The sequence below is a fragment of the Corallococcus sp. CA047B genome (genome assembly GCF_003612065.1).
Classification (GTDB): domain Bacteria; phylum Myxococcota; class Myxococcia; order Myxococcales; family Myxococcaceae; genus Corallococcus; species Corallococcus praedator.
This window is the reverse complement of record NZ_RAWD01000049.1, coordinates 25,074-36,802: the sequence shown is the minus strand read 5'-3', so window position 1 is coordinate 36,802 and position 11,729 is coordinate 25,074. Positions and strand designations below refer to the sequence as shown.

The 11,729-nt window shown below is 70.6% G+C and carries 10 protein-coding genes; 6 read left to right on the top strand and 4 right to left on the bottom strand.

Going from position 1 to position 11,729, the window contains the following annotated elements; translation table 11 throughout:
• The first annotated feature begins 189 nt into the window (after positions 1–189).
• The 3 genes from D7X74_RS11105 to D7X74_RS11095 all read left to right on the top strand — a co-directional run bounded on the left by D7X74_RS11105 (position 190) and on the right by D7X74_RS11095 (position 2,853).
• Positions 190–1,197: a thiamine pyrophosphate-dependent dehydrogenase E1 component subunit alpha gene (locus D7X74_RS11105; protein WP_120532909.1), complete on the top strand. Its 1,008-nt coding sequence runs from the start codon at positions 190–192 to the stop codon at positions 1,195–1,197.
• Positions 1,198–1,199: 2 nt separating this feature from the next.
• Positions 1,200–2,255: an alpha-ketoacid dehydrogenase subunit beta gene (locus D7X74_RS11100; RefSeq protein WP_120532908.1), complete on the top strand. Its 1,056-nt coding sequence runs from the start codon at positions 1,200–1,202 to the stop codon at positions 2,253–2,255.
• A gap of 196 nt (positions 2,256–2,451) precedes the next feature.
• Positions 2,452–2,853, top strand: a complete 402-nt coding sequence (locus tag D7X74_RS11095) for a GNAT family N-acetyltransferase (RefSeq protein WP_233595233.1) — start codon at positions 2,452–2,454, stop codon at positions 2,851–2,853.
• Positions 2,854–2,944: 91 nt separating this feature from the next.
• On the opposite strand, the gene D7X74_RS11090 is transcribed toward D7X74_RS11095, so the two are convergent.
• On the bottom strand, positions 2,945–3,301 hold the full coding sequence (locus D7X74_RS11090) for a TIGR02266 family protein (protein WP_120532906.1): 357 nt from the start codon (positions 3,299–3,301) through the stop codon (positions 2,945–2,947).
• A 128-nt stretch (positions 3,302–3,429) separates the two neighbouring features.
• Here D7X74_RS11090 and D7X74_RS11085 point away from each other — a divergent pair, with 128 nt between their 5' ends.
• The 3 genes from D7X74_RS11085 to D7X74_RS11075 all read left to right on the top strand — a co-directional run bounded on the left by D7X74_RS11085 (position 3,430) and on the right by D7X74_RS11075 (position 6,275).
• Positions 3,430–4,323 (top strand): hypothetical protein, encoded by an 894-nt coding sequence (locus tag D7X74_RS11085; protein WP_120532905.1) that lies wholly within the window; start codon positions 3,430–3,432, stop codon positions 4,321–4,323.
• Between the two features lie 214 nt (positions 4,324–4,537).
• Positions 4,538–5,800 (top strand): SGNH/GDSL hydrolase family protein, encoded by a 1,263-nt coding sequence (locus D7X74_RS11080; protein ID WP_120532904.1) that lies wholly within the window; start codon positions 4,538–4,540, stop codon positions 5,798–5,800.
• A 109-nt stretch (positions 5,801–5,909) separates the two neighbouring features.
• Positions 5,910–6,275 carry a DUF2845 domain-containing protein gene (locus D7X74_RS11075; RefSeq protein WP_120532903.1) on the top strand — a complete coding sequence of 122 codons (366 nt, stop codon included), beginning with the start codon at positions 5,910–5,912 and terminating at the stop codon, positions 6,273–6,275.
• On the opposite strand, the gene D7X74_RS11070 is transcribed toward D7X74_RS11075, so the two are convergent.
• The 3 genes from D7X74_RS11070 to D7X74_RS11060 all read right to left on the bottom strand — a co-directional run bounded on the left by D7X74_RS11070 (position 6,272) and on the right by D7X74_RS11060 (position 11,680).
• On the bottom strand, positions 6,272–8,176 hold the full coding sequence (locus tag D7X74_RS11070; RefSeq protein ID WP_120532902.1) for a CotH kinase family protein: 1,905 nt from the start codon (positions 8,174–8,176) through the stop codon (positions 6,272–6,274). The two genes, D7X74_RS11075 and D7X74_RS11070, sit on opposite strands and share 4 nt — an antisense overlap.
• A 74-nt stretch (positions 8,177–8,250) precedes the next feature.
• Positions 8,251–8,973 carry a hypothetical protein gene (locus D7X74_RS11065; RefSeq protein WP_120532901.1) on the bottom strand — a complete coding sequence of 241 codons (723 nt, stop codon included), beginning with the start codon at positions 8,971–8,973 and terminating at the stop codon, positions 8,251–8,253.
• A 37-nt stretch (positions 8,974–9,010) separates the two neighbouring features.
• On the bottom strand, positions 9,011–11,680 hold the full coding sequence (locus tag D7X74_RS11060) for a phosphoenolpyruvate carboxylase (RefSeq protein WP_120532900.1): 2,670 nt from the start codon (positions 11,678–11,680) through the stop codon (positions 9,011–9,013).
• Between the last annotated feature and the right edge of the window lie 49 nt (positions 11,681–11,729).

Genomic DNA, 11,729 nt, shown 5'->3' with positions numbered 1-11,729 from the left:
TCCCCGTCCTGCCGACCGGCCGCTCCCAGGGGAAACGGGGGCCATGGATGAGTTGTGCTCATTGCCGCGTCGCGCCACCGGGCCTGGAACAGAGGGCGGAGAACACCGCCCCTCTCAGGGTCCTTGAGTCGGGAGCCCGCGTTCGGAGTATAGGGGCGTCCCCTTTCCCTTTTTCGAGGTCCTCCGCGCGTGTCACGGCCCCGGCTGATCAAAGAAAACTCCGCGCCGCTTTCGCTCGCCCGAGAGCAGCTCATCCGCATCCACGACCTGATGGTGAAGGCGCGCGTCCTCGAGGAGCGCCTCATCCAGATGTACAAGCAGGGCCACGGCTACTTCTGGATTGGAGGCCCCGGTGAGGAGGCCTTCAACGTGCCCCTGGGCCTGCTCATGAAGGTGGGCGAGGGCCTGGACTACGACTACCTGCACGCGCACTACCGCCAGTCCGCGACGCTGCTGGCCATGGGCGAGGAGCCCATCGGGGCGCTGCGGCAGATGAAGAACACGGCCACGGACCCCTACTCCGGCGGCCGCAACTTCGCGGGTCACTTCACCCGGCGCTCGAAGAACATCGCGCCCATCACCTCGCCCATCGAGGTGCAGTACTCCATCGCGCCGGGCACGGCGATGGCCCAGAAGCGCCACGGCGGCGACGCCATCACCATCGTCACCGGCGGCGACGCGGGCACGGCCGAGGGGGACTTCCCCACCTGCCTCGTGTGGAGCAGCCGCCCCGCCAACCCCCTGCCCATCCTGATCATCGTCACCAACAACAAGTGGGGCATCTCCACCACCGCCGATGGCCAGCACGGCGAGACGAACATCAGCGACCGCGCGCGCGCCTTCAACATCCCGGCGAAGACCATCAACGGGAATGATCCGGTGGAGTCCTACCAGGAACTCCAGGCGGCGATGGAGTACGTGCGCAAGGAGCGCAAGCCGTACTTCATCGAAGCGCGGGTGTCGCGCCTGTACGGACACTCGTCCGCGTCCGGCGCGAACTTCGTGAACGAGGAGCAGGACTGTCTGCGCCTGTTCGAGGCGCGCCTGGAGCAGGAAGGCGTGCTCAGCCGGGAGCAGATGGAAGAGGTGCGCAACCGCTACAGCGAGGAGCTGGCCGCGGCGGCGCGCACCGTGCGGGACGAGCCGCAACCTTCCGGCGACACCATCTGGGACCACATCTACGCGGAGAAGAAATAACCATGGCGAACATGGCACAGGCCATCCGCATGGCCCTTCACTACGCCGAGGAGAACCTGGGCGTCACCGACATCTTCGGCGAGGACGTGGGCGCCCCGCTGGGCGGCGTCTTCACCTGCACGCAGGGCCTGAAGACGGCGTGGAACAGCCCCCTGGACGAGCGCGGCATCATCGGCGCGGCCATGGGGCTCGCGATGGCGGGCAACCGCCCGGTCGCGGAGATCCAGTTCTGCGACTACATCTACAACACCATCGACCTGCTGAAGATCGCGGGCAACACGCACTGGGCGACGAACGGTGACTGGAACCTGCCCATGGTGGTGCGCACGCCGGTGGGCAGCGGCATCCGCGGGTCGATGTACCACTCGCATTCCTTCGACGCGACGATGACCCACATCCCCGGTTGGAAGGTGGTGATGCCCTCCACCCCGCTGGACGCGTACGGCCTGCTCCTCTCCGCGTGCCAGGACCCGAACCCCGTCATGTTCCTGGAGCCCAAGGCGCTGTTGCGCGTGAAGGGCGACGAGCGCATCCCGGGCGAGCCCGAGGACGACCGCGCGCTGTCGAAGCTCATCGACGCGCCGCTGGGGGACCGCTCGCAGTGGAAGCCCCAGTGGCCGACGCTGGAGGCGTTCGCGGTGCCCATTGGCAAGGGCAAGGTGGTCCGCGAGGGCACCCAGGCCACCGTGGTCAGCTACGGCCGCACCCTGCCCCTGTGCGCGAAGGCCGCGGACCAGCTCAAGGAGGAAGGTCTCAGCGTGGAGGTCATCGACCTGCGCTCGCTGTGGCCCTACGACTGGGAGCTCATCAAGGCGTCCATCCAGAAGACGGGCCGCGTCCTGTACGTGAACGAGGACACCGAGGTGACGAACTTCGGCGAGCACCTGGTCCGGCGCACGGTGGAGGAGCTGTTCTACTCGCTGCTCGCGCCGCCCCGGCTGGTGGCCGGCAAGTTCATCCCGGGCATCGGCCTGGCGGACGCGCTGGAGATGGCGTCGGTGCCGCAGCAGGCGGACATCACCTCCGCCATCCGCTCACTGGCCGGCGAGCAGCCCTGACGACGCCTGCCCACACCGGGCGGCCGCGCATTCGTACGTGAAGTCTTCCTGGGCCGTCGTTCCTCTTTGGAGGTCCGACGGCCCTGTCGTTAGTATCGAGAATGCCTTGTCCCAGCCCATCGTCCGCACCATGACCCCTGCTCCCGACGCCAACGCTTTCCGCATCCGCCGCGCGCGTCGAGGTGATGCCGAGGTCATGGCACTGCTCCTTCGCGAGCTGGGCTACCCCCAGGGCACCGACCAGCAGACCGTGCACTGGGTCATCAGCCATCCGGAGATTGAGATCTTCGTGGCCGGCGACCCGCAGGACCGCGCGGTGGGCATGGTGTCCTTCTCCCACCGTCCGCAGCTGCGGCTGCGCGGTCGCGTGGCCACCGTGGACGAGCTCGTCGTGTCCGAGGGCTGGCGGCGCCGGGGCGTGGGCCGCGCGCTGCTCGCGCAGGTGGCGCAGCGAGGCAAGGTGCTGAGCGTCAAGCAGCTCCAGCTCATCGCCCCGCTCAACGTCACCGACGAGACGCGCGCGTTCTACAAGGCGTGCGGCTACGTGGAGGGGGACTCCGGCGTGTTCCGTCACGCCGAGAGCGAGACGCAGCGGTAGCACTGCTTGTGCCGTCCCCCGCTCGCGGGTGGGCGCCCGATTCGCGGGCGCCCTCCCTGCTGGAGCGGACCTGGGAACGGTCAGGCCCCGACTAGCGCTTGAAGCTCGCGATGACGCGGCGCAGGCGCTCGTGGTCCTCTTCGCTCACGTCGATGAAGCGCACGCCGATGGCCTCCGCCTCGTCGCGCACCCAGGCGATGACGCCGGTGAGGTGGAACTCCTCGCCGTCCACCACCATGGCCAGCCGCACCTGAGAGCCGACGTCGTAGGACTTGCGCGTGCGCAGGCACAGTCCGCCCGCGGACAGGTTGAGCGAGTACGCCCGCAGTGCGCGCGCCGCGTCTTCCGCCTGCTCGAAGCGCACCTCGAACCGCGCCGTCACACGCTCGTCGCTGCGACGGTTCAAATACGGGTCTGGCTCCACCGGCCCATCCAACTTCGTGTTCATGCGCACCTTGACCCCCCTCGGTTCTGAATCTGGAAGTGTCGGCTGGTTTCCAGGCCCGGTTCAAGGGGGCCCGTGAGGTGGAACGGCTCGTGTAAGTCCCAGACTACTTCCACGCCAGGAGTTTCCGGATGGCTTCACGTCTCGTGTTGTTGGGTGGTGCCCTGTTGATGGGGCTGTGGGCGGCGGGCTGCGACGACGGAGAGACGATCCGTCCGCCTGATGCGGGGACTACCGTGGATTCCGGGACCGGCGCCAGCGATTCCGGGACTGTCGACGCCGGTGACGGTGGCGGCGGTGGTGGGCGTTCGGACTTCACCTGCAACGTGGTGAAGCAGGACGGCTGTGCGGCGGGACAGAACTGTCTCTACACGGACCTGACGGATGGGGGCACGGGCAGCCGGTGCTTCCCCGGCGCGTGTGATCCGGTGCGCCAGCAGGACTGCCCGGCCGGACAGCGGTGCACCTACGTGGCGCGGGACGGTGGGGACACGCAGCGCCAGTGCGTGGCCGCGGGCACCGGCACCGAGGGCGCGCCGTGCACCCTTGCGTCCGACGCCCCCGCGGGACAGCGCTACGACACGTGCGGCGCGGGCCTGTACTGCAAGGACGACGCGCTGAATGACGGCGGCACCGGCTTCTTCTGCCGCGAGCTGTGCCACGCGACGTCCGACTGCGCCTCCGGGGACTGCAACACCGTGCTGCGGCTGGCCGGCACGGACGAGCTGCCGCTGGTGTGCGGCCCGCCGTCCGCGCGGTGTGATGCGTTCGCGCAGGACTGCGAGGGGCCCCTGGGTTGCTACCCGGCCACCAACGGTCCGGTGTGCGCGGGCCGCGGCACGCTGGCTCCGGGCGCCGCGTGCGAGTTCAGCAACCAGTGTTCACCGGGAAGCACTTGCGCGGTGTCCGACGGCGTCGGCACGTGTCGGACGCTGTGCCGCGTTCCGTCAGGCTCGCCCGCCTGCTCCAGCGGCACCTGCCGGGCCCTCACCAACAACGGCGACGTCGGGGCCTGCGTCCCCTGAGGACGGTTTTTCCCAAGGGGGGCAGGTTCGCCACCCTCCTGGGGAGGGCTTCGGACCGGGTGCCCCGGCCACCCACCCTTGCGGCGGAAGTCGTCCGGCTCCGTTTCCCAGCGCTCGGCACGCATGACTCCCGGGTGATTGGCGCGCCCCTTGAAACATGAGGTCGCCAGGAACGTGAGTCGTGCACATTGTCTTGCGCCGGGAGGCTGATGGCATGGGTTCAAGGATGGCGCTGCGCTGGAGCTGGGTGGGTGCCCTGGGCCTGCTGATGGGCTGTGGCGGCGTGGAGGAACGCGGTGCGGATCCGACCTTCGGTGCCGGCAGCACGGACGCGGAGGTCACCGCGCCCGCGTCCTCCGTGGAGGCGGCGCCCACGCTGACGCTGCACGATGACCGCAAGGTGCAGGGAACTCCGCCCGTGGCGCCCCCGCCCATCGCGTTCCAGCCAGGCTTCCACCAGGCGCTGCGCGAGCCCGCGTTCGCGGGAAGCCTCACCACGTACCGCATGCGCGTTCCCGTGGGGCGCGCGGGCAGTCGGGTGCGCATCACCTTCCGTTCGGGTGACGGAACGTTCACGTTGAAGCGGGCCACGGTGGCGCAGGCGGGCGCCAACGGCGCGCTGGCCTCCACGCCGGTGTCCCTGACCTTCAACGGTCAGCCGGGCTTCACCGCCAACGCCCGCACCCTGGTGACGTCGGATCCCGTGGCGTTCCCGGTGGGATTCCGGGACGAGGTGGCGATCTCCTTCGAAGCCACGGGCGCCCTGGCGGTCAGCCTCATCGAGTCGTTCCCGGGCAGCTTCATGCGCACCGGTTCGTACGCGACGACGCAGGCCGCGCTGGGCGGACAGGCGTGGGAGTTCGCGACGGCCGTGGCGACGGTGGACGTGGAGGGCCCGCCGGGCCGGGCCTTCGTGGCCATCGGCGACAGCATCACCGAGGGCTACTACGACACGAAGAACGACACGCGCAACGCGTGGCCGGCCCTGGTGGAGAAGGAGCTCGGGGTGCCGGTGGTGAACTCGGGCGCGTCCGGCCAGGGCTTCTGGGACGCGAACCTCCAGCTGCCGCAGGAGGTGCTCGCGATGCAGGGCTTCACCGACTGCATCGTGCTGCTGGGCACCAACGACCTGGCCTCCGAAGGCATCACGGTGGCGAAGCTGGAGCAGCGGATGAACCAGCTGTTTGATCAGCTCCAACCCCGGTGCCGGCTGTGGGTGAGCACGCTCCTGCCCAAGGAGAAGACGAACTACGGCAGCTACGACGTGGTGAAGGCGCAGCGCAAGGAATTCAACGCGTGGATCCGCACCCAGACGCGCGCGGAGGTCATCGACCTGGAGGCCGTGACGCGGCAGCCGGGCAACGTGGACCTGTTCCTGGACGGCCTGGAGGTGGACCAGATCCATCCGTCCAAGGAAGGCCACCGGGTGATGGCCGCCGAGGTGGTGCGCGTGCTCAAGGAAAAGGGCGGCCTGTAGGCCAGGGGCGACGGGCTCCGCCTGGAATCGACCGGGCGGATTTGAATAGGTTCGGGCGCCAGGCGTCCGAGCGTCACCGCCGTCTCGCTTCCCTCCCGGAGCCCTCCCCATGCGCGCCCTGTCCGCCAGCCTCGTCGTCGCCTGCCTCGCCCTGCCCTCGCTCGTCCACGCGTCCTCGCTGCGCTGCGACAACAAGCTCGTGTCCGAGGGCGCGTCCACGGACGACGCGCTGATCAAGTGCGGCGAGCCCATGTCCCGGCGGACGCGCACCGAGTACGCCAGCACCCGGTACAAGCAGAAGACGGCCCACGAAGAGGTCTCCACGGAGGTGGGGAGATCGTCCACCATCGAGGAGTGGACCTACAACTTCGGCCCCCACCGGCTCATGCAGGTCGCCATCTTCCGCGACGGCCGGCTGGTGGACGTGCGCAGCGGCAACTACGGCAGCGAACTCCCCGAGAAGAAGACCCCCTAGAGCGGGCCCAGGTGCTGCTCCAGGGACTGGCGCATGAACGCCGGCCGCTGCCGCGCCGTTTCGCGGATCTCCTCCACGTTCACGCGCCACGCCTCCACGGAGGCCGGCTGGAGCCAGCGGCCCACGTGCGCGGGCAGCTCCGGCGCCAGCTGCTCCGCCACCGCGTCCACGTACGCCGCCACCCGCTCCGGGGCGAAGGTGTGCTCCAGGTGCCAGAGGAAGCGCTCGACGAACCGGGCCTTGAACTGCGGGGCCTGGAGCAGGCTTCGCAGGAGGAGCGTCGAAGCCTCCAGTGAAGGGTCCTCCAGCACGCGCCCCAGGCTGTCGAAGGCGGGCTCCGGCCGGAGGGCGAAATCCAGGTCGTACACGAGCCAGCGCCAGCGACCGTCCTGCCCGTGGGGCGCGTCCGGCACGACCGTCTTCGTGCGCAGCCGCCAGAACTTCACGTTGTTCTGCGGCCAGTCCTGGTTGCCCAGGTAGAGCTGCGCCACCTGGTAGTCGATGAAGTCCTCCACGTCGATCCGCGCTTCCACGTGGGCGTAGTGCTCCGGCACCGCCAGGTCGTGCGTTCGCACGTAGTCGATGAGCTCCTGGTAGGGCGCGGCGTCCCCCTCCTCCCCCACGTCCAGTTCACCCTCGCGCTCCAGGATGACGACCTTCTTGCGGTCCACGCCGTAGTGGGACGCGAGGTAGTACTCGTCGTAGCGCTCACGCAGCTCGTGCAGGCCCCAGTACTCACCGTCGAGGAACACGAGCGTGGGACGGCAGGCCTGGAGCGCCAGCCGCGTCTGGGCGAGCAGGTTCTGCAGCGCGCAGTCGCGCAGCCGCGACTGTCCTTGATCCTGCCCGGACGCGCGCACCAGCAGCCGCGTGAAGTCCGTCACCGGCGAGCCGGGAAACACCGGGCCCGAGAACGTCTTCGGGCCGTAGTCCTCCTTGGCATACAGCCGCAGGCTCTTCTGCGGCAGCACGGCGCTGCCGGAGCCATGGATGCGCACGCCCGCGTCCTGCGCGAGCACGCGCGCGCCCGAGGTCTCGAACCACTCCACGTGGACGGGACGCTCCCATTCCTTGCCGTCCTGCGCGTAGTTGCCCGCGCCCGGGTCGTCGGGGCTCGCCTCGGACAGGCGCCCGGGGACGTAGATGCCCCGGTCCCTGTCGAAGAAGTTCGCCGCGTCGGTGACGAGCGACAGCACCGGCAGCGTGTACGGCGCCCGGCCAATGAGGAACGTGCGCGTGCGCACCGGGCCCACCGGCTCCGCGCCCCGGTACTGCTGGAAGCGCACCACGGAGGCCTGGGGCACCTCTTCCGCGGGCGCGACCCACCGCAGGCCCTCGGGCACGGCGGTGGAGCTCGTGGGGATGAAGGCCCACTTCACGGGCGGAGCGGAGCGGGCCAGCAACGCGATGGGCCCGGTGTAGAGCGGGGACGCGGGCGTGGGCGTGGAGCCGTCCCGCGTGAAGTACGTCCGCAGGCCGCGCGCCGTGGGCAGCGACAGCAGCGTCTCCGGTTGGTACAGCCCCGGCCGCGCGTCGAACGCGAGGTGCTGGAAGTCGATGCGGGCACTCGCCGTGCCGCCCAGCGGATCCCTGGCCACGACCTCCAACGCCAACGCGCGCCGGCCCGGCCACCAGGGCAGGCTCCAGCGGCCGGCCTCCACATCCGCGAAGCCCAGGAAGCGCCCGTCCTCGTAGACCTCCACCCGGGGCACGCCCGCGTCGCTCCACACCGTGCCGAACAGGCGCTGCGCGTCCGGCTCCTGCCCGTCCAGCGTGATGAACGGCCGCGCGGGCGCGGGCAGCTCCGCCTCCTCCAGCCGGCGCTCCGGCGGGGGCTCACAGGCGGACCCGGAGAGGACGAGGAAACCAACGAGGACGGAGGCGAGCTGACGAAGACCCATGGAGTCCCCGTCCTCTATCAGATAATCGTTTGACCTCACACCGACCTATGACACAGCGCGGTGGAGGCTGCCCACTAGGCGGGGATGGCGGTGCCTTCGAGCAGGCCGTGCTTCTGGAGGAGCGCGGCCAGCGCCGGGGGGGCGAGCATCCAGTCCTCGCGGGTGGGCACCCAGCGCACCGGGGCCTGGGCGGCGGCGAGCCGGGCGTTCACCTCCGCGATCATCGGGGCGAAGGTGGGCTGGGGGATGTCCCAGCTTCCCACCCCGGCGATGATTTCCACGGCGCCGGGCTCCACGCGCACCGCGGGCTGTCCCTGCACCGGCTGCACGGAGAAGCCTGGCAGGTACGGCTGCATGGCGGCGGACAGCCGCTCCAGCAGCGACGGGTCCTCGAAGGGGTGGGCACCGTCGAGGTCGAAGAACGTGGGCAGCTGCGCCTGGAGTTCGTCGCGCAGCGGGTCCTCCCGGCTCTCGCGCCACGCGTGCTCGGCCAGGACGCGGGCCTCGAAGGGGACGCGGATCTCCCAGCGCTCCAGCAGCGCGAGCAGCTCCGCCACGCGCTCCACCTCCTCCCAGGGCGGCTCCACGCGCGTCACCCAGGCCACCTCCGACACCGTCTGCCCCCGGCGGATGCCCGACACCCGGTCGCCCTGGCGCAACTGGAAGGGCGGCGCGTGGGTGAACTCCGGATCCGGATAGAGGGCGGTGTGGAGCATCCCCGGCCCCGCGTCCGGACGCAGGCGTGCGAAGCCGTGCTTCGGGTTGATCTCCTCCACGGTGAACGTCTCCTGGGCCATCCCGCGCGCTCCTGACTGACTTGGGTGAGGCACTTCTCTAACCGGTGTTCCGCATCCCCGCCGCGATGCCGTTGAGGGCCAGGAGCAGCGGCCGGTCGCAGGCCGTGTCCCCGTCGCGCTTGCGCTTGAGCAGCTCCACCTGGAGGAAGGACATGGGGTCCACGTAGGGGTTTCTCAGCGCGATGCTGCGCTGAAGCTGTGGATTGTTGTCCAACAGCTTCCCCTCCCCCGTGAGCGTCTTCACCGCGCGGCGCGTGCGCGTGTGCTCCTGCTGGATGCGCAGCCACAGGGGCCGCGTGGAGGCGGGGGCCAGCTTCGCGTACCGCGCCGCGATGGCCATGTCCGTCTTCGCCAGCACCATGGTCACGTTGTCGATGACCGCGTGGAAGAAGGGCCACTCCTTGTACATGCGCTGGAGCAGCCCAGCGCCCTCGGGCGTGGCCGCGTAGGCCTCCAGCGCCGTGCCCACGCCGTACCAGGCCGGGAGGATGGCGCGCGTCTGCGTCCAGGCGAAGCTCCACGGAATCGCGCGCAGCGTTTCCAGCCCGCCCGCCTTGCGCTTGCTGGGGCGCGAGCCGATGGGCAGCGCCGAAATCTCCTCCACGGGCGTGCCCGTCATGAAGAACTCCACGAAGCGCGGGTCGTCCCACACGAGCGCCCGGTACGCCTTGCGGCCCTCTTCCGCGAGCTGATCAAACGCGGCGCGGAAGGCCGTCTCGTCCTCGGGGGACGGGCGCGGCTGCGCGTCCAGCGTGTGCAGCAGCACCCCGCCCACCACCAGCTCCAGCGTGCGCTGCGCCAGCTCCGGACGGGCGTACTTGTGGTCCATCGCCTCGCCCTGTTCGGTGGCCTTGTAGGCCCCGGCCACCGTGCCCGGCGGCAGCGCGAGGATGGCCGTCTGGGCGGGGCCGCCGCCGCGCGCCACCGTCTCCCCGCGTCCGTGGAACAGGCGCAGGGGCACGTCGTGCTCGTCCGCCACGTGGGTGAGCGCCACCTGCGCGCGGTACAGCGCGGCGCTCGCGGCCAAGAGGCCCACCTCCTTGCCGGAGTCGCTGTAGCCCACCATCACCTCCTGCACGCCCCGGCCCTTCAGGTGCTGGCGGTACTCCGCGTCCGCGAACAGCGTGCGCAGCACCTGGGGCCCTGCGTCCAGCGCGCCCAACTGCTCGAACAGCGGAGCTACGTCCACGGTGGCGCACTGGCGCTCCTTGTCCCAGAGGCCCGCGTGCTTCAGGCACTTGAACGCCGCCAGCACGTCGTCCGCGGTGGAGGCCATGGAGAGGATGAGCGTGCGGCAGACGGACTCGCCGCCCTCGTCCTGGGCCTCGCGCAGCTTCGCCAGCACCGCCAGCAGCCGCGTGCCCCCTTCTGTGGGAGCAGGTCCGCCGTCGAACGAGGCCGCCGCGCTCACCGCGTCCTCCGCGGGCGCGCGCACCTCCAATTCGCCCAGGCCCAGGCCCAGCGCGCGCACGCGCTCGGACATGCGGCGCACCTCGCGCAGGCCCGCGTGTTCGGCGCGCGCCGCGAAGAGCGAACGCTCCAGCACCGCCAGGTCGTCCCCCAGCGCCTCCGGAGAGCGATACGCCTCGGGCGGCAGCTTCGAGGGCCGGCCCTCGCGCCGGGCCAGCACGTGCTCGAGCGCCAGCGACAGGCGCTCCTCCATGAAGCGCAGCTTGCGGCGCCACGGCTCACCCGACGTGCGCGGGCCCTGTGACTTCGCCACGTCCGGCAGCGCCTTCGCGTCCTCCTCCAGCGACCGCTCCAGCTCCTGCGTGGGCCGCGCGTGCCGCTCCGACTGCGACAGCATGCCGCCCAGCAACTCCACGTCGCGCAGGAACAGCCGCAGGCCCCGGGCGCGGTGCGCGCGCAGCGTGTCCTCGAACACCTCCGGCGTCACCAGCGGGTTGCCGTCCATGTCGCCGCCCACCCACGAATGGATGCGCACGGGCGTGTCCAACACGCCCAGCGGTTCGCCGTAGGCGCGCTCGAAGGCCCAGTCCAGCGCCTCCGGCAGCCGGGCCACCGGCTCCGACAGCATCTCCTCCACGTACCAGTGGACGTTCTTCACCTCGTCGCCCACCGTGGGGCGCTCGCGGCGCAGCTCGTCCGTCTGCCAGAGCGCGGTGATCTCCTCGCGCATGGACGCGAGGTTGGCGGCGGACTCGCGCGGGGTGAGCGCCACGCGGTCGCGCTCCTCCAACAGCTGCGCCAGCCGGTAGAGCTTCTCCAGCAGCGTCCTGCGCACCGCCTGCGTCGGGTGCGCGGTGAACGTCAGCGTCACCTTCAGCGTCCCCAGCGTCTCACGCACCTTCTCCGCGCTCACGCCCGCGGCCTTCAGCGTGAGCAGCGACGCCTCCAGCGACCCCTTCTGCGGCCGCGTGGACGTGGGGCTTGCGTGGGCCCGCGCGCGGCGCAGGCGGTGGTGCTGCTCCGCCAGGTTCACCAGCTGGAAGTACACGGAGAAGGCGCGCAGCACCGGCTCCACCTGCTCCGACGGCAGCCGCCGCAGGACGGCCGCCAGCTCCGCCGCCGCCGCCCGCCGCCCCGCCACCGGTCCACGCCGACGCTGGATGGCCAGATGGCGCACCTCTTCTTCCTTCTCGAAGAGCGCCTGCCCCTCCTGTTCAACGAGGACTTCTCCCAACAGCCGGCCCAAGAGCCGGACATCCCGCCGGAGCGGGGGATCCACGGGACGAGTACGCGCCATAGCGACCGGCAACGTAGTCCCCCGACGCAGGGCGCCAACTACCCAATCT